A 23,735-nucleotide genomic window follows, 5' to 3' on the forward strand; every position below is an offset into this window, starting at 1 on the left:
TTACGACATGGGCAAACGCGACGCGGTCTTCCCGGCGAACGGCCGGCACGCCCTCTACAACGCTCACAAATATTCCCCGGCCATCCGCTCGGGCGATCTTCTCTTCGTGTCGGGGCAGGTCGGCAGCCGCGACGACGGATCGCCAGAACCGGTCTTCGAGAATCAGGTCCGGCGGGCCTTCACCAATCTGCGCGCGGTGCTGGCGGCCGCCGGCTGCACGTTCGACGACGTGGTGGACGTCACCTCCTTCCACACCAACCCCGAAGCGCAATTCGAGACGGTGATGAAGGTGCGCGACGAGGAGATCGGTGAGGCGCCCTATCCGAACTGGACGGCGGTCGGCGTCACCTGGCTGGCGGGCTTCGACTTCGAGCTCAAGGTCATCGCCCGCATTCCCTCGGCGGCGGCCTAGTACTGCGCCGCGCGGCTACCGCTCATCACGCCCGCCTGCCCCGAGCCCGGGTCGGTCTCGCGAATGCTGCAGACATACTGGCCGGGCAGCATCTGCACATCGACGTAGCGGATGTTGCCGGGCGCGATCTCGATGTTCATCGCATTGGCCGAACCGCCACCGCGGCAGCGTAGCGTGTAGGGGCCCGCGGCCAGTTCCGTGCGCATCCAGGTCTGCGTGCCGAGACGCCCGATCTCCTGGCCGTTCGCCGTGACGTTGAGCACCGGGCTTGCCGTCGACGGATTGAAGAAATAGACCGCACCCATGCCGGGCGGCGGCGGCGCGAACTGCTTGCCGGCAATGTCCTGGCCCGGCGGCGCCATCGCCACGTTCGAGCCTTCGCAAGCGGCCAGGCCGAGCATCAGCAGCACGGCGATCGATGAAACACGCATTAGAACCTCCTCACCCGCCGGCAGGCTCACCGGCCTTGATCCAAGCCTGATAGAGTTTCTTCGTCTCGTCGTTCGGCGGATAGGTGCCGGCGATGGGATGGCCCTGCCCCACCCGGATCGCGACGAACTTCTCCAGCCGTTCCTGCTCGAAGGAATCGCGCGCCACCTCGTCGGCGAGATGGCGGGGCACGACGATGGCGCCGTCCTCGTCGGCCACAATGACGTCGCCGGGATAGACGGGGACGCCGCGGATGCCGACCGGCACCTGCACTTCCACGGGCCGCAGGTTGGCCATGCTGGGCGGCGCGGCGGCGGCACGGCAATAGACCGGAAAGTCGAACGTGCCGATCACCGGCGAATCGCGCATCGCCCCGTCGCTCAGCACGCCCGCGAGCCCGCGCACCTTGAGCCGCAGCGCCAGGATGTCGCCCAGCGTGCCGGAGCGCGTGTTGCCCTCGGTGCCGATCACCAGCACGGAACCCGGCGGCGATTCCTCGATCGCCGTGCGTTGCGCATTCGGCGGATCGCTGGGGCTCGGCGCCTTGTCGATATCCTCGCGGCTGGGAATGTAGCGCAGCGTATAGGCCGGCCCGACGATCCGCGCCGCCGCCGGATTAAGCGGCTTGACCCCGTTCACCGCGACGTTGCGAAAGCCCCGCTTCAACATCTGCATCGAGACGGTCGCCGTGCTCGCATACAGGAAGTTCTTGATCGTCTCGGCCGAAAGCGGTTCAGCGGTCATTGGCGCCCTCTCCTCGATTCATCGAGGAAAACTTCAATCGAAGCGCCCCTCCATCTCGGGACGATACAGCGCCTCGAAAATCGTTTCGACCACGGAGTCGGTGCGGGACAGCACGTCGCCATTCCAGAAGCGCAGCACGCGAAAACCGGTCGACCGCAGGAAGGCATCGCGGTTGGCGTCGTACCGTACGTCCGTCACGTGCTGGCTGCCATCGAGTTCGACGACGACCGCAGCCTCGAGGCAGACGAAATCGCAGATGTAGCGGCCGATTGGGTGCTGGCGGCGGAACCTGAAGCCGTTGAGTTGACGACGTCGGAGGCGGTTCCACAGGACACGCTCGGGTTCGGTGGCGTTGTTGCGGAGGTCCTGGGCGTAGCTCTTCATCTCGTCAGTGAAACGCTACGAATGGACGAAATTATGACGAGTAGACAATCATGGGTTGCTCTCCCCCTCCCTAGCCCTCCCCCGTATGACGGGGGCGGGAATAAGAGTTCATGTCCCCGCCCCCGTCATACGGGGGAGGGCTAGGGAGGGGGAAGGCTACAGCAAGGACCCTTGATTGCCAGTGCCGCCGTCGCGCCGCTTGGGCGGTGCGGGCGGAGTCGCAACCGGCTTCGGCGCACCGGCGCCATCGGTAACACGGGCGCCGACGCGGCCGTCGTTGAATTCGATGCTGATCGTCTGGCCGGCGCTGGTGCCGGCGGCCGCGAGGACGGGTTGGCCGTCCTGGTCGCGCACCAGGGCGAAGCCGCGGTTGAGCACGGAGTGGAAGGAGTAGCTTTCCAGGAGCTTGGCTGCCTGGTCGACCTGACGCTGGCCGTTCAGCAGCAGCTCGTTGCCGTGACGCTTCAGCCGGTCGCCCAGCTGATCCAGCCGGTCGAAGGCGCGCGCGTACTTCTGCAGCGCGTCGCTCTTGAAGCGATCGACGGCGCGGGTGAGCGCGCGGCCTTCGGCGACCAGCGCCTGTTCCTTGGCGGCGATCACCGCCTGCGGGCTCACCAGGCGGGCGGCCGAGAGCTGATGCGCGCGCCGCTCGACCAGCTGGCGCGCCGCGAGCGCCAGCCGCTCGCCACTGACATCGACCCGCTGCTGCCGCTCCTCGATCAGACGGCGCGGATCTCCGAGGCCGCGGGCGAGGCCGGCCAGTTCCATCGACTGCTCGCGCAGCAGGCGCGTCATGCCGCCGACCAGGCGCTTTGCATAGTCGAGCGTCTCGGTCATCAGGTCGGCGCGCACCGGCACCGCCATCTCGGCGGCGGCGCTCGGCGTGGGCGCGCGGCGGTCCGAGGCGAAGTCGATCAGGGTCGTGTCGGTCTCGTGGCCGACGGCGGAGATCAGTGGAATCCCGGAACTCGCGGCGGCGCGCACCACGATCTCCTCGTTGAAGGCCCACAGGTCCTCGAGCGAGCCGCCGCCGCGCGCCACGATCAGCACGTCGGGCCGCGGCACGGGACCGTCTTCGGGCAGTGCGTTGAAGCCGGCGATGGCGCGGGCCACCTCGCCCGCCGCCTTCTCGCCCTGGACCGCCACCGGCCAGACCAGCACGTGGCAGGGAAAGCGGTCGCTGAGGCGATGCAGGATGTCGCGGATGACGGCACCGGACGGCGAGGTCACGACGCCCACCGTCTGCGGCAGGTAGGGCAGCGGGCGTTTGCGCTCGGCGTCGAACAGGCCCTCGGCCTGCAGCTTCTTGCGGCGGTCCTCCAGCAGCTTGAGCAGCGCGCCTTCGCCGGCCAGTTCCAGCCGCTCGACGATGATCTGGTAGCGCGAGGAGCCGGCATAGGTGGTGAGCTTGCCGGTCGCGATGACCTCCAGCCCTTCCTCGATCTTGATGCCGAGCCGCGGGATCGAGCCCTTCCAGCAGACGCCGTCGATCACGGCATTCTCGTCCTTGAGGCGGAAGTAGCAGTGGCCCGAGCGCGGGAAGGAGGGCTGGCTGATCTCGCCGCGCACCCGCACCCGCGGAAACGCGGTTTCGATCTCGCGTTTCAGGGCGAAGGACAGCTCGGAAACCGAGAATTCCGGGACGTTCGAGGGGGCTGCCGGGGCGTCGAGGTTATCCATGTCGGCCGAACCTAGCCGCTTGTGCCGCCGGCGCAAACTGTGGTCAAAGCCTCGCCATGCGAATCCTCGTGGTAGGCGGCGGCGGCCGCGAACATGCGCTGTGCTGGGCGATTTCGGCCTCCCCGCTCTGCACGAAGCTCTACTGCGCGCCGGGCAATGCCGGCATCGCGCAGGTGGCCGAATGCATCGAGGTCGGCGCCGAGGACATCCCGGGCCAGGTGGCGCTGGCGCAGCGCCTGAAGATCGACTTCGTGGTGATCGCCCCCGACGCGCCGCTGGTGGCCGGCATGGCCGACGCCTTCGCCGCAGCCGGCATCAAGGCCTGGGGCCCGTCCAAGGCGGCGGCGCGCATCGAGGGCTCCAAGAGCTTCACCAAGGAACTCTGCCGCGCCAACAACATCCCGACGGCCGCCTACGAACGCTTCACCGAGGTCGGACCGGCCGAGGCCTATGTCAGGTCCCAGCCCCTGCCGATCGTGATCAAGGCCGACGGACTGGCGGCCGGCAAGGGCGTGATCATCGCCGAGACGGTCGAGCAGGCGGTCGAGGCGGTGCGCGACATGCTCTCGGGCAACCGCTTCGGCGCCGCCGGCGCCTCGGTGGTGATCGAGGAATTCATGCAGGGCGAGGAAGCGAGCTTCTTCGCCCTGACCGACGGCGAACATGTGTTGCCGCTGGTCGGTGCGCAGGATCACAAGCGCGCCTTCGACGGCGACACGGGCCCCAACACCGGCGGCATGGGCGCCTACTCGCCCGCGCCGATCTTCGACGCCGCCATGCAGCAGCGCACGATGGACGAGATCGTGCTGCCTACCGTGCGGGCGCTCGCCAAGGCCGGCACGCCGTTCAAGGGTGTGCTCTATGCCGGCCTGATGATCGACGCCAAGGGCCCGCGCCTGGTCGAATACAATTGCCGCTTCGGCGATCCCGAGACGCAGGTCCTGATGATGCGTCTGAAATCCGATCTCGTGCCGGCGCTGCTGGCCAGCACCGAGGGCGGGCTGAAACATCTCGACCTGCGCTGGTCGCCGGATGCCGCCGTCACCGTGATCATGGCGACCAGGGGCTATCCCGACTCCTACCCCAAGGGCAGCGAGATCCGCGGGCTCGCCGAGGCCGCCAGGGTCGAGGGTGTGCAGATCTTCCACGCCGGCACCAAGGCCGGCCCGGACGGGAAGATCCTGGCCAATGGCGGCCGCGTCCTGAACGTCAGCGCCATGGCCCCCACGGTCGAGGAGGCCCGCGCCCGCGCCTACCGCGCCGTCGACCTGATCGACTGGCCCGAGGGCTTCTACCGCAAGGACATCGCCTGGCGGGCGCTCAAACCCTCGTAAGGCTGGCATGCGCCCTCCCCCGGAGACGGGAGCGGGAGAATCCTTTAGTTTCCGCCCATGCCTGACGCCCTCTCCGAGTCCCAGCGCCTGCTGGCTCAGCTCCGCTTTCCCTGCGGCGACGTGCCCGAACCCGGCGACATCAAGAACGTCGCCCCCGGGATCTACTGGCTGCGCATGCCGCTGCCCTTCCAGCTCAACCACATCAACCTGTGGCTGATCGAGGAGAAGGACGGCTGGACGATCGTCGACACCGGGATCAATTCGCAGGACACGCGAACCCTGTGGGAGAAGATCTTCGCGGAGAAACTCCAGGGCAAGCCAGTCGTGCGCGTGATCGGCACGCATCTCCATCCCGACCATATCGGCCTCGCCGGCTGGCTGTGCGAGAAGTGGAACGCGCCGCTCTACATGACGCTGGGCGAGTACATGAGCGCGCAGGCCGCGCGCAACGACTTCGTCGAAAGCGAGGAGACGCGGGCCGCGCATGTCGCGCGCAACGGCGTGCCGGCCGACCGCATCGCCAACTTCCACCGCCACAAGGGCGGCTACGCCAAGGGCGTGGTGCCGCTACCGACCGCCTTCCGGCGCATGATCCATGCGCATCCCATCACGATCGGCGGCCATCGCTGGGACGTCATCGTGGGCCGCGGCCATGCGCCCGAGCATGCCTCGCTGTGGTGCCCCGAACTCAACGTGATGATCGCGGGCGACCAGGTGCTGCCCAAGATCAGCACCAATGTCGGCGTGTGGCCCAACGAGCCGCTGGCCGACGCCCTGACCTGGTTCCTCGACGGCTTCTCGCGCTTCCGCCGCCTGCCGGCCGATGCCCTCGTGCTGCCGAGCCACGGCTTCCCCTTCATCGGCCTGCACACGCGGCTCGACCAGCTCGTCGCCCATCACGATGCGCGGCTCAACGACATGGAAGTGGCGATCGCCCGCATGGGGCCGCAGGGCGCCACCGGCTGGGACATGGTGCCGATCCTGTTCCCGCGCCATCTCGACAATAACCAGATCGTCTTCGCCTTCGGCGAGACCCTGGCGCATCTCCACTGCCTGGAAACGCGCGCGCGCGTGAAGCGCGTCGTGATCGAGGGTGTCCACCGCTTCGTGGCCCTGGCCGATCTCAACACCCTGCCCCCGACCGACGATTCCGACGGCGTGGTCATGGACATCGGTCAGACCTGACAAAGGCCAGATCCTCAAACAATGCGCGTCGACCTTTTCGATTTTGCGCTGCCGGACGATCTGATCGCCCAGCGGCCTGTTTCCCCGCGCGACTCCGCGCGCTTGCTCGACGTCACGGGCGACACACTGCACGACCGCACGGTGCGGTCCCTGCCCGGCCTGCTGCGGCGAGGTGACCTGCTGGTCTTCAACGACACCAAGGTCATCCCCGCGCGGCTGAAGGGCGTGCGTCCGGGCCAGGGCATTCGCCAGGACGTGGCGGTCGAGGCCCTGCTGATCCGCGATCTCGGCAACCGGCGCTGGCGCGCCTTCGCCCGTCCCGGGAAGCGGCTGCGGCCGGGCGATGCGCTGGTCTTCTCGGGTCTGCGCGCCCGCGTCGAAGCCAAGGAAGAGGACGGCTCGCTGGTGCTGGCCTTCGACCAGGAGGGTCACGCCTTTCTCACCGCCCTGGAGCAGGAAGGCACGGTACCTCTGCCTCCCTACATTCGCGGCGGCACCGCCGACGCGCAGGACCGGAAGGATTACCAGACGCTGTTCGCCCGACACGAAGGCTCCGTCGCTGCCCCCACCGCCGGCCTGCATTTCACGCCGGAGCTGATGGCCGCGCTTGCCGACAGCGGCATCACCACGGCGGGCGTGACGCTGCATGTCGGCGCGGGCACCTTCCAGCCGGTGCGGGTCGACGACACCGACGCGCACACGATGCACGCCGAATGGGGCGAGGTTTCCGAGGCCACGGCGCGCGCCGTCGAGGCGACGCGCATCCTGGGCGGCCGGATCGTGTCGATCGGCACGACCTCGCTGCGTCTCCTCGAAACCGTGGCCCGCGAGCATGACGGCGCGCTCAAGCCGTGGAGCGGCGAGACCGACATCTTCATCACGCCGGGCTTCCAGTTTCGCGCCGTCGACTTGCTGCTGACGAACTTCCACCTGCCGCGCTCGACCCTGTTCATGCTGGTGTCGGCCTTCGCCGGGCTGGAGCGCATGAAACAGGCCTACGAGCACGCTGTCGCAGCGCGATACCGCTTCTATTCCTACGGCGATTGTTGTCTGTTGCGCCGATGAGCCTTTCCTACGAGCAGCTGGGCAGCGACGGCGCCGCCCGCCGCGGCCGCATCACGACCGCGCACGGAACCATCGAGACGCCGGCCTTCATGCCGGTCGGCACGGCGGGCACGGTGAAGGCGATGCTGCCGCAGTCGGTCGCCGAGACCGGTGCGCAGATCGTCCTGGGCAACACCTTCCACCTGATGCTGCGGCCGGGCGCGGAGCGTGTCGCGGCGCTCGGTGGCCTGCACAAGTTCATGAACTGGTCGGGCCCGATCCTGACCGATTCGGGCGGCTTCCAGGTGATGTCGCTCAAGGAGCTGCGCAAGCTCGACCCCGACGGCGTCACCTTCCGCTCGCCCAAGGACGGATCGCAACATCGCCTGACGCCCGAAAGCTCGATCGGGATCCAGCGGCTGCTCGACGCCGACATCACCATGTCGTTCGACGAATGCACCAGCTGGCCGGTCGAGGAGCCGGAAGCCGCCTTCTCGATGCGGCTCTCCATGAAATGGGCCGAGCGCGGCCGCCGGGCCTTCGTGGAGCGCCCCGGTTACGGACTGTTCGGCATCGTGCAGGGCAGCACCTTCCCCGAGCTGCGCGCGGAAAGCGCCAAGGCGCTGATCGACATCGGCTTCCACGGCTACGCGGTCGGCGGCCTCGCCGTGGGCGAAGGCCAGGAGCTGATGTTCGGCACGCTCGACTATACGGTGCCGATGCTGCCCGCCGACCGGCCGCGCTACCTGATGGGCGTCGGCCGTCCCGGCGACATCGTGGGCGCGGTGAAGCGCGGCATCGACATGTTCGACTGCGTGATGCCCACCCGCGCCGGCCGCACGGCGCAGGCCTTCACGCGACGCGGCGAACTCAACATGCGCAACGCCCGCCATCGCGACGATCCGCGGCCGATCGACGAGCAGTGCGGCTGCCCTGCCTGCAAGCACCACAGCCGCGCCTATCTGCATCACCTCATTCGCGCCGACGAGATTCTGGGTGCGATGCTGCTGACCTGGCACAATCTCCACTACTACCAGGACGTGATGCGCGGGCTGCGCGGCGCCATCGAGAGCAAGACCCTGGACTCCTGGATCGCCTCGTTCGAGCGCGACCAGGCGCTGGGCGACATCCCACCCCTGTAGCGGAGCGCACCGGATGCCGAACGAGGCCCTGATCGTCGTCGACGTCCAGAACGATTTCTGCGAGGGCGGCGCGCTGGCCGTGGCCGGCGCCCACGCCATCGTCCCGCTGGTCAATCGCCTCATCGCGCGCCACGATCATGTCGTGCTGACGCAGGACTGGCATCCGGCCGGCCATGCCTCGTTCGCGAGTTCGTGGCAGGACGCCGAGCCCTTCTCGACCGTGCAGTTTTCCTACGGACCGCAGGTCCTGTGGCCGGACCATTGCGTCCAGGGCACGCCCGGCGCCGCGTTCCATCCCGACCTGGAGATCACCAAGGCGCAGATGATCGTGCGCAAGGGCTTCCACACCGGCATCGATTCCTATTCGGCGTTCCGCGAGAACGACCGCATGACGCGCACCGGCCTCGACGGCTACCTGAAGGCGCGCGGTTTCACGAAACTGATCTTCTGCGGCCTGGCGCTCGACTACTGCGTCGCCTGGTCGGCCATCGATGCACGCCAGGCGGGCTTCGACGTGGCCGTCGTCGTCGAAGCGACGGCCGCCATCGACCTCGACGACAGCCGCAAACGCATGATGAGCGACATGCGCCGCGCCGGGATCAATCTGAACGCTGCAGTTTAGCGGCGCTTGGTTTTAGCTTTCCTCCCCCGTCACACGGGGGAGGTGGCCGAAGGCCGGAGGGGGAAAGCCACAGGCCCGCCCCCTCGAATTCACAATCATCGCGTTGCCTTCCCCCTCCCGGCCTCCCCCGTAAGACGGGGGAGGTGAAAGAATTGGAACGGCTCAGACACGCTCCAGCGCCAGCGCGATGCCCTGGCCGACGCCGATGCACATGGTGGCGAGGGCGCGCTTGCCGCCGGTGGCCTCGAGCTGGTTGAGCGCGGTGATCATCAGGCGCCCGCCCGAGGCGCCCAGCGGATGGCCGAGCGCGATCGCGCCGCCGTTCGGATTGACCTGCTCGGCATCGTCGGCGAGGCCCAGCTGGCGCAGCACGGCCAGCGCCTGGGCGGCGAACGCCTCGTTGAGCTCGATCGTGTCGAAGTCGCCGATGGTCATGCCGAGCTTGGCCAGCAGCTTCTGCGTCGCCGGCACCGGGCCGATGCCCATGACGCGCGGCGGCACGCCGGCCGAGACGGTGCCCAGGATGCGGGCGCGCGGCGTCAGGCCGTTGGCGCGGGCGGCGGCTTCCGAAGCGATGATCATGGCGCAGGCGCCGTCGTTCAGGCCCGACGAATTGCCGGCCGTCACCGAGCCGCCGTCGCGGAACGCGGCCGACAACTTCGACAGCGTTTCCATCGTCGTGTCGCCGCGCGGATGCTCGTCCTTCTCGACGATCACCTCGGTCTTGCCCTTCTTGACGCAGACCTTGACGATCTCACGCTCGAAGAAGCCGCGCTCCTGCGCGGCCTTGCAGCGGCGCTGGCTGCGATAGGCGAAGGCGTCCTGGTCGGTGCGGCTGATCTGGTGCTCGGTGGCGACGTTCTCGGCGGTCTGGCCCATCGGGTCGACGCCATAGGCGGCCTTCATGCGCGGATTGACGAAGCGCCAGCCCAGCACCGTGTCCTCGAGCTTCATCGAGCGGTCGAAGGCGCTCTCGGGCTTGCCCATCACGTAGGGCGAGCGGGTCATGCCCTCGACACCACCGGCGATCATCAGGTCGGCTTCGCCCAGCTTCACGGCGCGGGCGGCATGGCCCGCCGCTTCGAGGCCGGAGCCGCAGAGACGGTTGACGGTGGCGCCGGCCACCTCGACCGGCAGGCCCGCGAGCAGCCCGGCCATGCGGGCGACGTTGCGGTTGTCCTCACCGGCCTGGTTCACGCAACCATAGATGACGTCGTCGACCGAGCCCCAATCGACATTGGCATTGCGCTGCATCAGCGCCTTGATCGGATGGGCGGCCAGGTCATCGACACGCATGGCGCCCAGGCCGCCATTGTAGCGGCCGACGGGGGTGCGGATCGCGTCGCAAATGAAGGCTTCAGTCATCTTGGGTACTCCCGACACAGGCAATCGTTGGTGTCGGGTTAGCACCCGCCGCGGTCGGTTGCCAATGCCCCGCGCGATGCCCCTGGGACAGGGGCGCCATGTCTTTGAGGGGATGGCGGACTAGGTCGCGCGGCGGCAGACGGCGTACTGGGCGTAGCCGAGATGCGGCCGCTCGAAGCACCGGACCTCGATGCCGCCGGGCAGCCGCGCCAGGGCGGCCTCCAGCGTGTCGCGGGGGATGACGTGGAACAGCGCCAGCCACTGGCGCAGTCCGCCGCGGAACCAGCGGGGCAGCCGCTCCTGGTCGCCGAAATCGACGAGATGCAGCTCGCCGCCCGGCTGCAGCCAGACGACCGACTGGGCGAGCGCCCTCTCCCATTCCGGGATCATCGACAGCGTGTAGGAGAAGAAGATGCGCGAGAAGCCGGGGACGCCGAACAGCAGCGCGGGGTCGAAGTGCGTGGCGTCGGCATGGGCCAGGCGAACACGGCCGCCCAGCCCCTCGCGCTCGACGCGGCGGCGCGCCGTGTCGAGCATCTCCAGCGACAGGTCGATGCCGAACAGCGGCGTGGCGGGATGGCGTTGCGCGACCGCGATCAGGTTGCGCGCGGTGCCGCAGCCGATCTCCAGCACCCGGCCGCCGGTCGGCGGCGCGAGACCGTCGATCAGCCGGTCGCGGCCCAGCAGGTAGTATTTGCGGCTGAGATCGTAGACGTGGCGCTGGCGGCGATAGATCCGGTCCATCAGACCGGCATTGGCGAGGGTGGTGCTCACGGCTTCAACACATAGAGATGGAAGCCGCCGTAGATCGCCGAGCGGTCGCGCGCGGTGAAGGCGCGCGACGCCTCGGCCTCGTAGTGCCACTGGTCGAGCAACTCGGGCGCGACGCGTCCCGGCAGCAGCGAGGGCTCGGCGGCGGTGCGGAAGATCACGCGGGCACCCGGCCGCGCCGTGCGCGTGATCTCGGTCCAAAGCGCGTTGAGCTGCGCGTCGGTCATCCAGTCCTGCGCGTCGAGCAGTACGTAGCGGTCGCGCGAGCCGGCGGGACAGTTTGCAAGATAGTCGGTCACCGAACGGTTCATGACTTCGACGCGCTCGGCGCCGCGCTTCACCGCGGCAAAGTTCTCCTGCCGCAGATAGGGGGGCAATGGCCCGCTGGCGTCACGCGCATAGCCCCGGCCGAAGGCCTGCCAGGCAAAGTAATTGTCGTCGAGGCTGAAGCCGCAGGCCAACCGCTCGACCCGGTCGCGCAGCACCGAGCCCATGTCGCGGCCGCCGGCCAGCGCCTCGTACTGCGCCGGCGGGATGCCGAGACCGTAGAGCGACAGGCGGTTCGAGGTGGCCCAGCGCACGGCCGGCTTGTCGAACAGCGGCGCCAGCACCGTGTCGAAGAAGCGCTGCTGCTCCTCGATCGTGCGCGCGGCGAGAAGCTTGCCGAAGTCGACGCCGTAGGCACGGGCGGCCACGTGCGCCGCGCCGATGAAGCGGCCGAGCACGCCGTGGCGGTAGGCGTTCTTCGCAAAGATCGAGATGCGGCGTCGGCCGCCCCGGTGCAGGCTGCGGCCCTCCCAGTAGGCGCGGCTCTCGGCATCGAGATGCGGCGCGATCTCGCGGTCGTAGACGCGCGGATTGACGCCGGAGTCGGCGGCGCCGAAGAAGCGATAGTAGTCCGACCAGCTCGGCAGTTTCTGGGCCGCCGTGAGTTTCAGCCGGTTGAGCGCCACATGGGCGCGGCTGAGATCGACGGCGGCGATGCGCGCCGGATCGGCGGTGAGATAGGACAGGATGTTGCAGCCGCCCGACGCGATGGCCACGACGTGGCAGTCGGGCGTCAGCGCCATCGCCTCGAGGTCGATCTCGGGATCTTCCCAGATCTGCGCGTAGACCAGCCCCCGGAACAGCCGTTCGAACAGCTTCTCCAGAAGTCCCTCGCGGGACAGCACCTTATGACGGCGCACCGCCTGCTTCAGGATCGAATGGCTCTCGGCCCGCGGATAGATCAAACCATCGACTCCGGCTCAATATCGACCGTCCGACGCTAGCCGTGGTCAGTGCCAGTTTGATGACGGCTATCTGTGGGTTCTCCCGACTTGACGGGATGACCGGTTAGGCAGGAAGGTTCAGCGATGAACGCCCAAGGATTTGCCCTGTTCGACACGCCGATCGGCACCTGCGGCATCGCCTGGAGCGGCCGTGGCATCGCGGGTCTGCAGCTGCCCGAGCCGACCGCCGCCGCGACGCGGGCGCGCGTCAAACGTCGCTGGCCGGGTGCCGTCGAGGCCGAAGCCGTGCCGGCCGGCGTGCAGCGCGCGCTCGACCGCGTGCGGGCGCTCCTCGCAGGCGACGCCGTCGATCTCGCCGACATCCCGCTCGACCTCGAGGCCGCACCCGAGTTCCACCGCAAGGTCTACGAGGTGGCGCGCACCATCCCGCCCGGCCGCACCCTGACCTATGGCGAGATCGCCCGGCGCCTCGGCGTGCCGCACGACTCGCGCGAGGTCGGCCAGGCGCTGGGCCGGAATCCCGTCGCCATCATCGTGCCCTGCCACCGCGTGCTGGGCGCCGACGGAAAGATGGGCGGCTTCTCGGCCAATGGCGGCGTCTCGACCAAGCGCCGCATGCTCGAGATCGAGGGCGCGCCCGAAGTCGGCGCGGGCCCCCTGTTCGCGGCGCGATGACGGGATTTCCGTTCAAACCCGCGAAAGCGGTCGCGCATCTCGAGGCTGCCGACCCGAGGCTGGCCACGATCATGGACATGGTCGGCCCGTTCCGCATGGAGCTGAAACACTCGCGCAGCCTGTTCGGCGCGCTGGCCGAGGCCATCGTCTACCAGCAGCTTTCCAACAAGGCGGCCGCGACCATCTACGGCAGGGTCGAGGCGCTCTATCCAGACGCGCCCGACGGCTTCACGCCGCGTCACATCCTGCAGACGCCGGACGAGGCCTTGCGGGGCTGCGGCCTGTCGCGCGCCAAGGTGCTGGCGGTGCAGGACCTCGCCCGCCGCGTCGAGGGCGGCGAACTGCCGACGCTCGACGAGGCGCAGGACATCCCCGATGCCGAGCTGGTCGAGCGCCTGGTGAAGGTCCGCGGCATCGGCCGCTGGAGCGCCGAGATGTTCCTGATGTTCCGCCTCGGCCGCCCCGACGTGCTGCCGGTCGACGACTACAGTCTGCGCAACGCCTATGCGAAGGCGTTTGCGAAACGCGTTTTGCCGTCACCGAAGGAGCTGGAGAAGGCAGGCCGCAAGTGGCGTCCCTATCGCACAGTCGCGAGCTGGTATCTGTGGCGCGCGCTCGACCTGCCGTCTTCATGACGGCGCGACAAGGACATGAAGCCGCGTTCATCTGACGCCACTGGAGTGACACGTTTGCTATGACATAATCGGCGCATGGCCCTACTGTTTTCCAATACCGTCGACCGTACCCTCGAACGACTTCGTACTGCGTTCATCGACACCGCCCGCGGCGCCCGCGAGGCGGTGGGCGCCCCGCTCCGGCCCGATCTCCCCGACGACGACATTCCCCGCCTGAAGAGCCGCATCGACGCCTGCCTCGAAGGCAAGGGCGGCGAGACCGCACGGCGCGGCCGCGCGGCGGAACTCGGACAGGCCTACCTGTCGCTGTCGCCCGCGGGCCGCAAGAAATTCCTGCTGACGCTGGCGCGCGACTACGGCCTGCCGCGCGAGGCGGCGATGAAAACCGTCGATCTGTGGCGCGCCGGCAAGGACCCCACCCGGACGCTGCTCCGCGATCTGGAGCCGCCGGCGGTGCGGCTGCTGCGCGAGTTCGTCGGCGTGCCGCAGGGTGTGAAATTCGTCGTCGACCTGCGCGCCGAATTGCTGGCGCTGGGCCGCAGCGATGCCGCGGCCAAGGCCCTGAGCGAGGATCTGCGCTCGCTTCTGGGCGCCTGGTTCGACGTGGCCTTCCTCGATCTCGTACGCATCGACTGGGCCTCGCCTGCCTCGTTGCTTGAAAAGCTGGTGACCTACGAGGCGGTCCACGCCATCCGGTCCTGGCGCGACATCAAGAACCGACTCGATTCGGACCGCCGCTGCTTCGCCTTCTTCCACCCGCGCATGCCCGACGAGCCGCTGATCTTCGTCGAGGTGGCGTTGGTCGACGGTATGGCCGGCAACGTGCAGCGCCTGCTCGACGCGCGCGACGAGACGCACGATCCCAAGCGCGCCAACACCGCGATTTTCTACTCGATCTCGAACTGCCAGCAGGGTCTGGCGGGCATCAGCTTCGGCAACTTCCTGATCAAGCGCGTCGCCGACCAGCTCTCGCGCGACCTGCCCAACATCAAGGATTTCGCCACCCTGTCCCCGATCCCCGGCCTGCGCCAGCATGTCGAGCACCGATTCAAGACCGAGGGCGACGGCGCGCTGACCCCGAGCGAGATCGGTTCGCTGGGGCCGGTGATCGACGAGGCCTACGGCGCCGCGGCCATCCTCAAGCTGCTGGCGCGGCCGAACTGGTGGGAGGTCCCCGCCATCGACAAGGCGCTGCGCCCGATCCTGACGCGACTCGCCGCCGTCTATCTCACCGCCACCGACAAGGGTCGCGCGCTCGACCGCGTGGCGCACTTCCACCTCGGCAACGGCGCCGTGGTCGAACGGCTGAACTGGCTGGGCGACACCAGCGCCAACGGGTTCAAGCAGTCCTACGGCATGATGGTGAACTACCGCTACAAGCTCTCCGACGTCGACGCCAACCACGAGTCCTATGCCGCCGGCAAGGTCGTCGCCAGCCGCGAGGTGCGGGGACAGACAAAGGGGTGACGCCGCTGGGGGGGGGCGCCCCCCAGCACGCTCTATTTGTTCAGATACTCGAGCTTCAGGCCGGGACGCGGCCATTCGAAACTGACCAGTTTGCCGGTCATCGACAGCGTGGCGTAGGCGGTGCGCAAGTCTTGCCCGCCGAAGCAGACATTGGTGACCATCGCGTCGGGAAACTTGTACTGCGTCACCGACTGGCCGTCGGGCGAGATATCGGAGACGGCACCGGTGATCAGAGTCGCGACGCAGACGTGGCCGGCGGAGTCGACGGCCAGCGAATCGAACATCTGGTAGCCGCCGAGGCCCGCCACCACCCGGCCCTTCTCGCCGCGATAGGGGCCGTTGGCGTCCTTGATGACGCCCGGCGAGGAGAGATCGAAGGCCCAGAGGCGCGCGGTGGGCGTTTCCACGACGTAGAGCGTCCTGCCGTCGGGCGAGAGGCCGCAGCCGTTGGGACGCTCCAGCGGGAACACCTTCTGCTCGATCCTCGAACCGTCGGCCTTGGCGTAGTAGACGGCGCCACGATCGTTGTCGTACTCGCGCGTCTTGCCCAGGTCGGTGAACCAGAAGCCGCCGGCATCGTCGAACACGAGATCGTTGGGGCCGTTCAGCTTGCGGCCGTCGCAGCTGTCGTACAGCGTCTCGAACGCGCCGGTCTCCGGGTCGACCACCTGGATCGAGCCGCCTTTGTAGGAGGCGGGCGCGGTGCCGGGAAACAGCCGGCCCCCGGGCCGCTCGATCCAGTTGAAGCCGCCGTTGTTGGTGACGTAGATCTTGCCGCCGGGTCCCATCGCCGCGCCGTTGGGGCCGCCGCCCAGCTTCGCAATGATGTGCTGCTTGCCATCCGGCGTGACGCGCGTGAGCGTCTCGCGCGCGATCTCGACCAGGATGACGGAGCCATCGGGCATGGCCACCGGGCCCTCGGGAAACTTCAGGCCCGAGGCGATTTCCTTGAACGGCGTCGTCATGGTCGTCTCTCCCGTGGTTCTTTTCGTTCTTACTTGCCCTTGAAGGCGGGCTTGCGCTTGGCGAGGAAGGCCGCAACGCCTTCCTTGAAATCCTCGCTCTTGCCCAGCTCGCGCTGGAAGTCGCGCTCGACATCGAGCTGCTGCGAGAGCGTGTTGCCGCTGGCGCGATTCATCGCCTCCTTGATACGCGCGAGCGACATTGTGGGCCCATCCGCCAGGCGCCGCGCGAGGTCGCCGGCCGTCTTCATGAGGTCGGCATCCTCGACCACGTCCCAGATCAGGCCCCAGTCCTTGGCCTGCTGGGCGGTGATCTGCGGCGCCAGCATGGCCAGCGCCCGCGCCCGCTGCTCACCGACCAGCCGCGGCAGGAACCAGGTGCTGCCGCCGTCGGGCAGCAGGCCGATGCGGGCGAAGGCCTGCAGGAAGGAGGCGGACTTGCCCGCAATGGCGATGTCGGAGGCGAGCGCGAAGCTCATGCCGACGCCGGCCGCCGGACCGTTCACCGCCGCGACGATCGGCTTGGGGACGCTGCGCATCAGGCGAATCACGGGATTGAAGAACTTGTCGAGCGCCTCGCCCGAGTCGGAGATGGCGCCCTTGGCGCGGTCGGGATCGGCGAGGTCGGCGCCGGCGCAGAAGCCACGCCCCGCACCGGTCAGCAGCACGGCGCGCACCGAGGTGTCGGCGGCGAGTTCCTCCCAGCACTGCTTGAGTTCGCCGATCATCTTGCGCGACACGGCGTTCAGCCGGTCGGGCGCGTTCAGGGTCAGGGTGGCGAGTCCGTCTTCCTTGGCGATCTGGATCTTCTCGTAGGTCATCTGTCTCGTCTCTCAACGTCCGGTGAAATTGGGCGCGCGCTTGGCGAGGAAGGCGGCGACGCCCTCCTTGAAATCCTCGCTCTTGCCGAGCTCTCGCTGATGGTCGCGCTCGAGGTCGAGTTGCTGGTCGAGCGTGTTGGTGGCAGCCGCGTTGATCGCGCCCTTGATCGCGGCATAGGAGCGGGTCGGTCCTGTGGCGAGCTTGGCTGCGATCTTGCCGGCCTCTTCCATCAGGACGGCATCGTCGACGACCTGCCAGACCATGCCCATGCGCGCGGCCTCCTCGGCCGGCACCGAGGCGCCGAGCATCGCCAGCGCGCGGGCGCGGGCATCGCCCACCGTGTGCGGCAGGAACCAGGTGCCGCCCAGGTCGGGGATCAGAGAGATGCGGACGAAGGCCTGGTCGAAGCGCGCCGAGCGCGCGGCGATCACGATATCGCAGGCCAGCGCCAGGTTGGCGCCGCCGCCCGCCGCCACGCCGTTCACCGCGGCGACGATCGGCTTGGGCAGGTCGCGCATGGCCCGGATCATGGGGTTGAAGAGACGGTCCATCGCGGCGCCGACATCGCGAGGGCCGGAGGCCGACGCGTCGCCGGGGCCGCCGCCCGCCAGATCGGCACCGGCACAGAAGCCGCGGCCCGTGCCCGTCAGCAGCACGGCGCGCACCGCCTCGTCCTCGCGGGCGCGTTTGAGCTCGGCGTTCATGGCGTCGATCAAGGGGTGGCTCATGGCGTTCAGCCGCTGCGGGCGGTTGAGCGTCAGGGTCAGGACGCCGCCTTCGAGGGCGGACAGAACAGGCGTTTCTTCCATGACTGCGAGACTGGCATGGCGGAATCTGCCGCGCCATCCGGTCGCGTCGCATCGCGGCACTCCGTCCCGTATCCGGGAGTATGGCCACGATCCTCATCCTGGTCGGCACCGAATCGGGCAATGCCCAGATGGTGGCCGACGCGCTGCAACCCGTGCTGGCGGGTGCCGGACACACCGTCGACGTCACAGACAAGGCGGCGACCGCCGTCGACCTGCAGGCGCACGACGTGCTCCTCGTGGTCTGCGCGACCCACGGTTCGGGCGACATCCCGACCAACATCCTGCCGCTGGTCGAGGCGCTGCAGCGCGACAAGCCCGACCTGTCGGGCCATCGCTACGGCGTCATCGCGCTGGGCGACATGACCTACCAGGACACGTTCTGCGGCGGCGGCAAGAAGGTCGACCAGGTCCTGGAACTGTGCGGTGCCCGGAAGGTCGGCGACCGTCTCGAAATCGATGCCTCGGAACAGCCCCTCCCCGACGAGGAAGCCCTAACCTGGATCGAGGGCTGGAAGACGAAGGTTTGAAGGACCTTTAGCTCAATCCGGCAGCGTGAAGATCTCCACCGGCTCGCGGACGCCGCGCAAGCGGTGTTTGCCGAGCGACTTCATCGGGCGCGGGCAATCTTCGTTGAATTCGGCCGAGGCGCAGACGCGAACACCCAGCGCCTTGGTGAGACCTTCGAGCCGCGAGGCGCGGTTGACGGCGGAGCCGATGACGGTGAAGTCGAGCCGGTCCTCGGTGCCGATATTGCCGAAGGTCACCGTGCCGACATGCAGCCCGATGCCGAATCTCATCGGCTCGGCGCCGGCCGTGGCGCGGGCCTCGTTGGCGGCCTCGGCATCGGCGATCAGCTGGCGCGCGGCATCGAGCGCGGCCGCCGTCACCATCGGCATGAACAGCGCATCCTCGGCCGGGAAATAGGCCATCACGCCGTCGCCGATGAATTTGAGGATCTCGCCGCCATGCCTGGCGAGCGCGTCGCCCACCAGCTGGAAGTAGTTGTTCAGCAGCTCGAGCACCTGGTCGGGCGGCAGGCGTTCGTTGAGGCCGGTGAAGTCGCGCAGGTCGGAGAACCACAGCACCGCGCGGATCTCCTCGCCGTCGCCGCGGCGGATCATGCCGTGCAGGATGCGCTCGCCGACCTGACGCCCGAGATAGGTCTGGGCCACGGTCTGGGCGACGCTCTCCTCGATATGCATCTCCGTCACGGCGCCCATCATGTCGACGAGGCGCGTGAGATCGTCGATGTCGGCCTCGCTGAAGCCCCCCTTGCGGTCGGTCGCGAAGGCGACGACCGGCAGCGGCCCGTCGCGGCGGATGTGCATCGGCAGCGAGAAGTAATCAGTACCGCCGCCGTCCTTCACCTCATGCAGCACCTGGTGATGACGCTCGGTCAGCTTGTCGAGCCGGTAACGCACGGGCGTGCCGCCCTCGCGGACCTCCTGCAGCGGGCTGCCGATATAGGCCGGGGTGAACTGGATGCCGTAGGCGCGCGCCACCGATTCGACGCGTTGGCCGCGCCGCCAGAGATAACCCATCGCCTGCAGCTGCGGATGGACGAGCTGGAGGCCGACATACATGCGCCAGACCGGCACGCCGGCTTCGAGCACGCGGTTCATCAGCTGCTCGATGAAGGCGTCCGGCCTCCTGATGAGCCGGCCTTCCCGAATCAGCCACTTCCCGACCGGCAGCAGCCGATCCGCTGCCGGTGCGATGGCGGTAGACGCCTCGGCGCTCAGGAGCCGCTCACGACGGCTGCGACTTCCTCGCCGGAGGTGCGGAAGACGCGGCTGGCCGAGACGTCGGCGATTTTCTCGATATTGTCGGCCACATCCTCGATGGTCGGCGCGCGGCCATCGACGCGCAGGCCCTCGGCCTCGCGATACTCGATGCGCGCGAAGGTGCCGGCGCCGGCGCTCCAGATGTCGCCGGTGCGCTGGCATTGTTCGCTGCACAGATAGGCGACCATCGGCGAGACGAACTCGGGCCGCAGCTTGGCCAAGGCCTCGGGCGTCATCAGGCTCTCGGTCATGCGCGTGGCGGCGATCGGCGCCAGCGCGTTCATCATGATGTTGTACTTCTGGCCTTCGAGCCGCAGCGCGTTCATGAAGCCCACGACCGCGAGCTTGGCGCCGCCGTAGTTGGACTGGCCGAAGGTGCCGTAGATGCCGGAGTTCGACGAGGTCACGACGATACGGCCATAGGCCTTGGCGCGCAGGATCGGCCAGGCGGCATGAGTCACGTAGGCGGTGCCAAGGAAGTGGACCTTCACGACGAACTCGAAATCCTCGGTCGTCATGTTGTGGAAGGTCTTGTCGCGCAGCACGCCGGCATTGTTCACGACGATGTCGACCGTGCCGAAGGCATCGACGGCGGTCTTCACGATGTTGGCGGCCGTCGCGGCCTCGGCGACGGAATCGTAGTTGGCGACGGCCTGGCCGCCCGCCGCCTTGATCTCGTCCACGACCTTGTCGGCGGCGGCGTGCCCACCGCCTTTACCGTCGACCGCGCCACCCGGATCGTTCACGACCACCTTGGCGCCGCGGCTGGCCAGCAGGAGCGCATGCGCGCGGCCGAGTCCGTTGCCCGCGCCGGTGACGATGGCGACGCGATTGTCGAAGCGGATTGTCATGTCTGTCCTCTACTCTTTCTTGAGAATTACGACGGAGGCCACGGCCTCCTCCATGCCGATCACGCCGCCGCCATTCTCGGCGAGCGCGACCTCGGCGCCTTCCACCTGACGCTCGCCGGCCTCACCGCGCAGCTGCGTCGCGAGTTCGGCCAGCATCGACAGGCCGGTGGCGCCCACCGGATGGCCCTTGGACACGAGGCCGCCCGACGTGTTGACCGGCAGCTTGCCGCCCGGGCCGGTGGCGCCCGATTCGACGAACTTGCCGCCCTCGCCCTCGGGGCAGAAGCGCAGCATCTCGCACTGGTAGATCTCGCAGAAGCTGGTGGCGTCATGGACCTCGGCGACGTCGATATCCTCAGGCCCGAGGCCCGCCATCCGGTAGGCCTTGTCGGCGGCTGCACGCGTCAGGCCCGGCGCGTCGAGGTTGCGGTACATGCCGCCCGAAAAGCCGACGCCCGCGATCTTCACCGCGCGGTCCTGGACCTGCTTGGGCTGCTTCGCGAGATACTCCGCCGAGCAGAGCAGCGCCGCCGCGGCGCCGTCGCCGATCGGCGCGCACATGGCGCGGGTCAGCGGGAACGAGACCGGCCGGTCCTCCAGCACCGACTGCGGCGTCATCTGGAAGCGGTACTGCGCCTTTTCGTTGAGTGCCCCGTAGTTGTGGTTCTTGGCAGCACCTGCCGCGATCTGGGCTTGGGTCGTGCCGTACTTCCACATGTGCCACTTGGCCTGCATGGCATAGGTATCCATGAAGATCGTGCGGTCATCGCCCGGCTTGAATTCGGAGCCGACCATCTTGCCCACCCGGTTCATCTCCTCGACCAGCCGGTCGTGCTGGCTGGTGATATAGCCCTGGTTGAACAGGCCGGCCGTGCGCTCCGGCGCCTCCGGGCTGAACAGCTTCTCGACGCCCAGGCAGAAGGTGAGTTCGTGGGTGCCGGCCAGCACGTCCTTCCAGGCGCCCATGAAGGCGGTCGAGGCGGTGGCGCAGGCATTCTCGACGTTGAACATCGGCACCCGCTCGGGAAACAGCCCCTCCTCGACCAGCGGCTGGAACAGCGCCTGGCCGCGGATCGAGTTCTGGCCCCAGAAGCCCATGCCGCAATTGCCCAGCCAGCCGGTCTCGATGTCGGTGCCCTTGTCCATGCCGGCATCGGCCAGGGTGCCCATATAGGCCTCCCGGGCGAGGTCGCCGAAGCTCAGGCCGGGGTGCTTCTTGAAGACGGTCGTGTAGGCGCCGATCACATAGACGTCGCGCATGGGGCGGTTTCCTCAGGTTGGCTTTGGCCGCATTTGAGCGTATCCAAACGGCTTACGCTAGGAGAACGAACATGGCTGTAGCGGCCCAGGCGAGACCCCTCAACGTCGATGCCACGATCGCCGAGCTCAGGGCGCTGTTCGGCGACCGGGTCAGCACCGCGCACGCCGTGCGCGAGCAGCACGGCAAGGACATTTCATATCACGAAGCCCACCTGCCCGACGCCGTGGTCTTTGCCGAATCGACCGAGGAAGTGCAGCAGATCGTCCAGCTCTGCGCCCGCCACAAGACCCCGATCATCCCGTTCGGCACCGGCACCTCGCTGGAGGGCCATATCAGCGCCCCCAACGGCGGCATCTCGCTCGACGTCAGCCGCATGAACAAGATCCTGCAGGTCAACGAGGCCGACCTCGACGTGGTCGTGCAGCCCGGCGTCACCCGCAAGCAGCTCAACGAATACCTGCGCGCGACCGGCCTGTTCTTCCCGATCGATCCCGGCGCCGACGCCTCGATCGGCGGCATGACCAGCACCCGCGCCTCCGGCACCAACGCCGTGCGCTACGGCACGATGCGCGAGAACGTGCTGTCGCTGCAGGTCGTGACGCCCGACGGACGGATCATGCAGTTGGGCCGCCGCTCGCGGAAGTCGAGCGCGGGCTACGACCTGGTGAAGCTGTTCGTGGGCTCCGAGGGCACGCTGGGCGTCATCACCGAGATCACGCTCCGCCTCTACGGCACGCCGGAATCGATGGTCGCCGCGACCTGTGCCTTCGACAGTCTCGAAGGCGCGGTCAACACGGTGATCCAGACCATCCAGTCCGGCATCCCGGTGGCGCGCATCGAGCTGATGGACACCTACACGGTCGACACGGTGAACCAGTATTCCAAGCTCACGCTGCCGCAGAAGAACCTACTGCTGCTGGAATTCCATGGGACCGAGGCCGGCACGAAGGAACAGGCCGAGATGGTGCAGGCCATCGCCGCCGAGCATGGCGGCGGCGACTTCGCCTGGACCAACCAGGCCGAGGAGCGCAGCAGGATGTGGCAGGCCCGCCATGACGCGGCCTGGGCCGCCAAGGCCTACAAGCCGGGCTGGGGCATGTGGGCGACCGACGTCTGCGTGCCGATCAGCAAGCTCGCCGAATGCATCCTCGAGACGCAGAAGGACATCCAGGCCAACGGCCTCTACGCGCCGATCGTCGGCCATGTCGGCGACGGCAACTTCCATCTCACGATGATGGTCGATCCCAGCGACCCGACCTACCTGCCCAAGGCCGAGGCGCTCAACGACCGCATGGTCGCCCGCGCCCAGCATCTCGGCGGCACCTGCACCGGCGAGCACGGCGTCGGCATCGGAAAGATCAAGTATCTCTACGCCGAGCACGGCGAGGCGATGTCGCTGATGCGCGCGATCAAGAAGGCGATCGACCCGGACAACATCATGAACCCGGGCAAGATCATCGGCCCGATCAATTAGTCATCGCTGGGAGCGCGCCGGCTTTCGCCGGCCCTTTCTCATTCACCTCACCCGCCCGAGGCGACGACGCATTCCTTGACGCGCTTCCAGGCGGCGGGGGCGCTCTTGCCGAGGTTGACGTCGTCGCGGTCCTCGCTGCCGCCCAGCAGCATGCTGTAGCCGCCCTTGGCGGCGATGGTCTCGATGGCGGCCGGCGGCAGGACGACCCACATGCGCTTCCCGTCGGCCTCGATCGGGACGTCCCATTGCATGCCGTTCGCCGGCTCGCGCAGGGGAACGACGATGGAGTCTCGGAACTTGCCCTTGCGGCCTTCGGCACGGACGCTGAGATAGGAATGGCCGTCGGTGCGCATCGCCATGATGTCGTCGCGGCCGCCGACGCGGCGGAAAGCCCGGCAATTGGTGACGCCGCTCGACTCCTTCGTCCGCGTGAAGGCCCAACTATCGAAGCCCTTGCCGTAAGGCTGCGGGCCGCCCTGCGCGAGTGCCACCGACGACACTCCCGCCAGGCACAGGCCCGCGAGTACGCACTTCACCAGCATCTACCCTCTCCCCAGAGTTCGACCGGATAGAAGCCGACGCCGGGCAGTTGCGTCAAGACAGCGCCCGAAAAGCAAAAGGGCCGGCGAATGCCGGCCCTTTTCTATTGAA

At 68.1% G+C, this 23,735-nt stretch carries 25 protein-coding genes; 11 read left to right on the top strand and 14 right to left on the bottom strand.

The features are described from left to right. Positions 1 to 7 precede the first annotated feature (7 nt). On the top strand, positions 8 to 412 hold the full coding sequence (locus tag ACO07I_RS09740) for a RidA family protein (protein ID WP_422016728.1): 405 nt from the start codon (positions 8 to 10) through the stop codon (positions 410 to 412). Here ACO07I_RS09740 and ACO07I_RS09745 read toward each other — a convergent pair. From ACO07I_RS09745 to xseA, 4 genes are all read right to left on the bottom strand, one after another. After that, the gene (locus tag ACO07I_RS09745; protein ID WP_422016730.1) at positions 409 to 843 is read right to left on the bottom strand and encodes a hypothetical protein; all 435 of its coding nucleotides are present in this window, start codon (positions 841 to 843) and stop codon (positions 409 to 411) included. The two genes, ACO07I_RS09740 and ACO07I_RS09745, sit on opposite strands and share 4 nt — an antisense overlap. A 10-nt stretch (positions 844 to 853) precedes the next feature. Continuing rightward, positions 854 to 1,585, bottom strand: coding sequence for a ribonuclease activity regulator RraA (locus ACO07I_RS09750; RefSeq protein ID WP_422016732.1), 732 nt, complete (start codon positions 1,583 to 1,585; stop codon positions 854 to 856). A gap of 33 nt (positions 1,586 to 1,618) precedes the next feature. Then, the gene (locus ACO07I_RS09755; protein ID WP_422016734.1) at positions 1,619 to 1,969 is read right to left on the bottom strand and encodes an endonuclease domain-containing protein; all 351 of its coding nucleotides are present in this window, start codon (positions 1,967 to 1,969) and stop codon (positions 1,619 to 1,621) included. 156 nt (positions 1,970 to 2,125) lie between these two features. Next, the gene (gene xseA / locus ACO07I_RS09760) at positions 2,126 to 3,649 is read right to left on the bottom strand and encodes an exodeoxyribonuclease VII large subunit (RefSeq protein ID WP_422016736.1); all 1,524 of its coding nucleotides are present in this window, start codon (positions 3,647 to 3,649) and stop codon (positions 2,126 to 2,128) included. A gap of 56 nt (positions 3,650 to 3,705) precedes the next feature. On the opposite strand from xseA, the gene purD reads away from it, so the two are divergent. From purD to pncA, 5 genes are read left to right on the top strand one after another with little or no spacing between them, the layout of a single operon-like run. After that, complete coding sequence (gene purD, locus ACO07I_RS09765) at positions 3,706 to 4,983, top strand: phosphoribosylamine--glycine ligase (RefSeq protein WP_422016738.1); 1,278 nt, start codon at positions 3,706 to 3,708, stop codon at positions 4,981 to 4,983. A 57-nt stretch (positions 4,984 to 5,040) separates the two neighbouring features. Beyond that, complete coding sequence (locus ACO07I_RS09770) at positions 5,041 to 6,168, top strand: MBL fold metallo-hydrolase (protein WP_422016740.1); 1,128 nt, start codon at positions 5,041 to 5,043, stop codon at positions 6,166 to 6,168. A gap of 21 nt (positions 6,169 to 6,189) precedes the next feature. Next, entirely contained in the window at positions 6,190 to 7,233 is a 1,044-nt protein-coding gene (gene queA, locus ACO07I_RS09775) for a tRNA preQ1(34) S-adenosylmethionine ribosyltransferase-isomerase QueA (RefSeq protein WP_422016742.1), read from the top strand. Continuing rightward, entirely contained in the window at positions 7,230 to 8,354 is a 1,125-nt protein-coding gene (tgt, locus tag ACO07I_RS09780) for a tRNA guanosine(34) transglycosylase Tgt (RefSeq protein ID WP_422016744.1), read from the top strand. The genes queA and tgt overlap by 4 nt, the downstream gene beginning before the upstream one ends. Positions 8,355 to 8,367: 13 nt before the next feature. Then, positions 8,368 to 8,976, top strand: a complete 609-nt coding sequence (gene pncA / locus ACO07I_RS09785) for a bifunctional nicotinamidase/pyrazinamidase (RefSeq protein ID WP_422016746.1) — start codon at positions 8,368 to 8,370, stop codon at positions 8,974 to 8,976. Positions 8,977 to 9,138: 162 nt separating this feature from the next. On the opposite strand, the gene pcaF is transcribed toward pncA, so the two are convergent. From pcaF to ACO07I_RS09800, 3 genes are all read right to left on the bottom strand, one after another. Continuing rightward, the gene (gene pcaF, locus ACO07I_RS09790; protein WP_422016748.1) at positions 9,139 to 10,341 is read right to left on the bottom strand and encodes a 3-oxoadipyl-CoA thiolase; all 1,203 of its coding nucleotides are present in this window, start codon (positions 10,339 to 10,341) and stop codon (positions 9,139 to 9,141) included. Positions 10,342 to 10,461: 120 nt separating this feature from the next. Continuing rightward, positions 10,462 to 11,085, bottom strand: a complete 624-nt coding sequence (locus ACO07I_RS09795) for a class I SAM-dependent methyltransferase (protein ID WP_422018209.1) — start codon at positions 11,083 to 11,085, stop codon at positions 10,462 to 10,464. A gap of 26 nt (positions 11,086 to 11,111) precedes the next feature. Then, positions 11,112 to 12,341, bottom strand: a complete 1,230-nt coding sequence (locus tag ACO07I_RS09800) for a DUF3419 family protein (RefSeq protein ID WP_422018211.1) — start codon at positions 12,339 to 12,341, stop codon at positions 11,112 to 11,114. A gap of 126 nt (positions 12,342 to 12,467) precedes the next feature. Here ACO07I_RS09800 and ACO07I_RS09805 point away from each other — a divergent pair, with 126 nt between their 5' ends. From ACO07I_RS09805 to ACO07I_RS09815, 3 genes are all read left to right on the top strand, one after another. Next, a complete protein-coding gene (locus ACO07I_RS09805; protein WP_422016750.1) occupies positions 12,468 to 13,019 on the top strand; it encodes a methylated-DNA--[protein]-cysteine S-methyltransferase in 552 nt (183 codons plus the stop codon). Then, a complete protein-coding gene (locus ACO07I_RS09810; protein ID WP_422016752.1) occupies positions 13,016 to 13,654 on the top strand; it encodes a DNA-3-methyladenine glycosylase family protein in 639 nt (212 codons plus the stop codon). The genes ACO07I_RS09805 and ACO07I_RS09810 overlap by 4 nt, the downstream gene beginning before the upstream one ends. Positions 13,655 to 13,729: 75 nt before the next feature. After that, positions 13,730 to 15,121 (top strand): malonyl-CoA decarboxylase domain-containing protein, encoded by a 1,392-nt coding sequence (locus tag ACO07I_RS09815; protein WP_422016754.1) that lies wholly within the window; start codon positions 13,730 to 13,732, stop codon positions 15,119 to 15,121. Between the two features lie 32 nt (positions 15,122 to 15,153). Here the strand turns inward: ACO07I_RS09815 and ACO07I_RS09820 are convergent, their stop codons facing one another. Genes ACO07I_RS09820 through paaG (ACO07I_RS09830) form a run of 3 tightly spaced genes read right to left on the bottom strand, consistent with a single transcriptional unit; the run spans position 15,154 to position 17,714 of the window. Further along, entirely contained in the window at positions 15,154 to 16,086 is a 933-nt protein-coding gene (locus ACO07I_RS09820; protein WP_422016756.1) for an SMP-30/gluconolactonase/LRE family protein, read from the bottom strand. A 29-nt stretch (positions 16,087 to 16,115) separates the two neighbouring features. After that, complete coding sequence (paaG, locus tag ACO07I_RS09825; RefSeq protein ID WP_422016758.1) at positions 16,116 to 16,904, bottom strand: 2-(1,2-epoxy-1,2-dihydrophenyl)acetyl-CoA isomerase PaaG; 789 nt, start codon at positions 16,902 to 16,904, stop codon at positions 16,116 to 16,118. 12 nt (positions 16,905 to 16,916) lie between these two features. Then, positions 16,917 to 17,714 carry a 2-(1,2-epoxy-1,2-dihydrophenyl)acetyl-CoA isomerase PaaG gene (gene paaG / locus ACO07I_RS09830; protein ID WP_422016760.1) on the bottom strand — a complete coding sequence of 266 codons (798 nt, stop codon included), beginning with the start codon at positions 17,712 to 17,714 and terminating at the stop codon, positions 16,917 to 16,919. A gap of 80 nt (positions 17,715 to 17,794) precedes the next feature. On the opposite strand from paaG (ACO07I_RS09830), the gene ACO07I_RS09835 reads away from it, so the two are divergent. Beyond that, positions 17,795 to 18,241 carry a flavodoxin domain-containing protein gene (locus ACO07I_RS09835; protein ID WP_422016762.1) on the top strand — a complete coding sequence of 149 codons (447 nt, stop codon included), beginning with the start codon at positions 17,795 to 17,797 and terminating at the stop codon, positions 18,239 to 18,241. A 12-nt stretch (positions 18,242 to 18,253) separates the two neighbouring features. On the opposite strand, the gene ACO07I_RS09840 is transcribed toward ACO07I_RS09835, so the two are convergent. The 3 genes from ACO07I_RS09840 to ACO07I_RS09850 form a co-directional block, all read right to left on the bottom strand. Then, positions 18,254 to 19,336 carry an adenylate/guanylate cyclase domain-containing protein gene (locus ACO07I_RS09840; protein WP_422016764.1) on the bottom strand — a complete coding sequence of 361 codons (1,083 nt, stop codon included), beginning with the start codon at positions 19,334 to 19,336 and terminating at the stop codon, positions 18,254 to 18,256. A 116-nt stretch (positions 19,337 to 19,452) separates the two neighbouring features. Beyond that, the gene (locus ACO07I_RS09845) at positions 19,453 to 20,349 is read right to left on the bottom strand and encodes an SDR family NAD(P)-dependent oxidoreductase (RefSeq protein ID WP_422016766.1); all 897 of its coding nucleotides are present in this window, start codon (positions 20,347 to 20,349) and stop codon (positions 19,453 to 19,455) included. Between the two features lie 9 nt (positions 20,350 to 20,358). Continuing rightward, entirely contained in the window at positions 20,359 to 21,609 is a 1,251-nt protein-coding gene (locus ACO07I_RS09850; RefSeq protein ID WP_422016768.1) for a thiolase family protein, read from the bottom strand. Between the two features lie 71 nt (positions 21,610 to 21,680). Here ACO07I_RS09850 and ACO07I_RS09855 point away from each other — a divergent pair, with 71 nt between their 5' ends. Continuing rightward, a complete protein-coding gene (locus ACO07I_RS09855) occupies positions 21,681 to 23,084 on the top strand; it encodes an FAD-binding oxidoreductase (RefSeq protein WP_422016770.1) in 1,404 nt (467 codons plus the stop codon). 47 nt (positions 23,085 to 23,131) lie between these two features. Here the strand turns inward: ACO07I_RS09855 and ACO07I_RS09860 are convergent, their stop codons facing one another. Continuing rightward, positions 23,132 to 23,626 carry a hypothetical protein gene (locus ACO07I_RS09860; protein WP_422016772.1) on the bottom strand — a complete coding sequence of 165 codons (495 nt, stop codon included), beginning with the start codon at positions 23,624 to 23,626 and terminating at the stop codon, positions 23,132 to 23,134. Between the last annotated feature and the right edge of the window lie 109 nt (positions 23,627 to 23,735).

The sequence above is a fragment of the Reyranella sp. genome (genome assembly GCF_965227665.1).
GTDB lineage: Bacteria > Pseudomonadota > Alphaproteobacteria > Reyranellales > Reyranellaceae > Reyranella.

What these genes read in the sequence shown, in the direction of transcription:
- ACO07I_RS09845 (WP_422016766.1), bottom strand. Translation starts at nt 20,349, where the DNA reads ATGACAATCCGCTTCGACAATCGCGTCGCCATCGTCACCGGCGCGGGC.
- ACO07I_RS09835 (WP_422016762.1), top strand. Translation starts at nt 17,795, where the DNA reads ATGGCCACGATCCTCATCCTGGTCGGCACCGAATCGGGCAATGCCCAG.
- ACO07I_RS09855 (WP_422016770.1), top strand. Translation starts at nt 21,681, where the DNA reads ATGGCTGTAGCGGCCCAGGCGAGACCCCTCAACGTCGATGCCACGATC.
- ACO07I_RS09815 (WP_422016754.1), top strand. Translation starts at nt 13,730, where the DNA reads ATGGCCCTACTGTTTTCCAATACCGTCGACCGTACCCTCGAACGACTT.
- tgt (WP_422016744.1), top strand. Translation starts at nt 7,230, where the DNA reads ATGAGCCTTTCCTACGAGCAGCTGGGCAGCGACGGCGCCGCCCGCCGC.
- ACO07I_RS09850 (WP_422016768.1), bottom strand. Translation starts at nt 21,609, where the DNA reads ATGCGCGACGTCTATGTGATCGGCGCCTACACGACCGTCTTCAAGAAG.
- ACO07I_RS09795 (WP_422018209.1), bottom strand. Translation starts at nt 11,085, where the DNA reads ATGGACCGGATCTATCGCCGCCAGCGCCACGTCTACGATCTCAGCCGC.
- paaG (WP_422016760.1), bottom strand. Translation starts at nt 17,714, where the DNA reads ATGGAAGAAACGCCTGTTCTGTCCGCCCTCGAAGGCGGCGTCCTGACC.
- ACO07I_RS09770 (WP_422016740.1), top strand. Translation starts at nt 5,041, where the DNA reads ATGCCTGACGCCCTCTCCGAGTCCCAGCGCCTGCTGGCTCAGCTCCGC.
- ACO07I_RS09755 (WP_422016734.1), bottom strand. Translation starts at nt 1,969, where the DNA reads ATGAAGAGCTACGCCCAGGACCTCCGCAACAACGCCACCGAACCCGAG.
- ACO07I_RS09860 (WP_422016772.1), bottom strand. Translation starts at nt 23,626, where the DNA reads ATGCTGGTGAAGTGCGTACTCGCGGGCCTGTGCCTGGCGGGAGTGTCG.
- ACO07I_RS09745 (WP_422016730.1), bottom strand. Translation starts at nt 843, where the DNA reads ATGCGTGTTTCATCGATCGCCGTGCTGCTGATGCTCGGCCTGGCCGCT.
- queA (WP_422016742.1), top strand. Translation starts at nt 6,190, where the DNA reads ATGCGCGTCGACCTTTTCGATTTTGCGCTGCCGGACGATCTGATCGCC.
- paaG (WP_422016758.1), bottom strand. Translation starts at nt 16,904, where the DNA reads ATGACCTACGAGAAGATCCAGATCGCCAAGGAAGACGGACTCGCCACC.
- ACO07I_RS09840 (WP_422016764.1), bottom strand. Translation starts at nt 19,336, where the DNA reads ATGAACCGCGTGCTCGAAGCCGGCGTGCCGGTCTGGCGCATGTATGTC.
- pcaF (WP_422016748.1), bottom strand. Translation starts at nt 10,341, where the DNA reads ATGACTGAAGCCTTCATTTGCGACGCGATCCGCACCCCCGTCGGCCGC.
- ACO07I_RS09750 (WP_422016732.1), bottom strand. Translation starts at nt 1,585, where the DNA reads ATGACCGCTGAACCGCTTTCGGCCGAGACGATCAAGAACTTCCTGTAT.
- ACO07I_RS09805 (WP_422016750.1), top strand. Translation starts at nt 12,468, where the DNA reads ATGAACGCCCAAGGATTTGCCCTGTTCGACACGCCGATCGGCACCTGC.
- purD (WP_422016738.1), top strand. Translation starts at nt 3,706, where the DNA reads ATGCGAATCCTCGTGGTAGGCGGCGGCGGCCGCGAACATGCGCTGTGC.
- xseA (WP_422016736.1), bottom strand. Translation starts at nt 3,649, where the DNA reads ATGGATAACCTCGACGCCCCGGCAGCCCCCTCGAACGTCCCGGAATTC.
- ACO07I_RS09740 (WP_422016728.1), top strand. Translation starts at nt 8, where the DNA reads ATGGGCAAACGCGACGCGGTCTTCCCGGCGAACGGCCGGCACGCCCTC.
- pncA (WP_422016746.1), top strand. Translation starts at nt 8,368, where the DNA reads ATGCCGAACGAGGCCCTGATCGTCGTCGACGTCCAGAACGATTTCTGC.
- ACO07I_RS09810 (WP_422016752.1), top strand. Translation starts at nt 13,016, where the DNA reads ATGACGGGATTTCCGTTCAAACCCGCGAAAGCGGTCGCGCATCTCGAG.
- ACO07I_RS09820 (WP_422016756.1), bottom strand. Translation starts at nt 16,086, where the DNA reads ATGACGACGCCGTTCAAGGAAATCGCCTCGGGCCTGAAGTTTCCCGAG.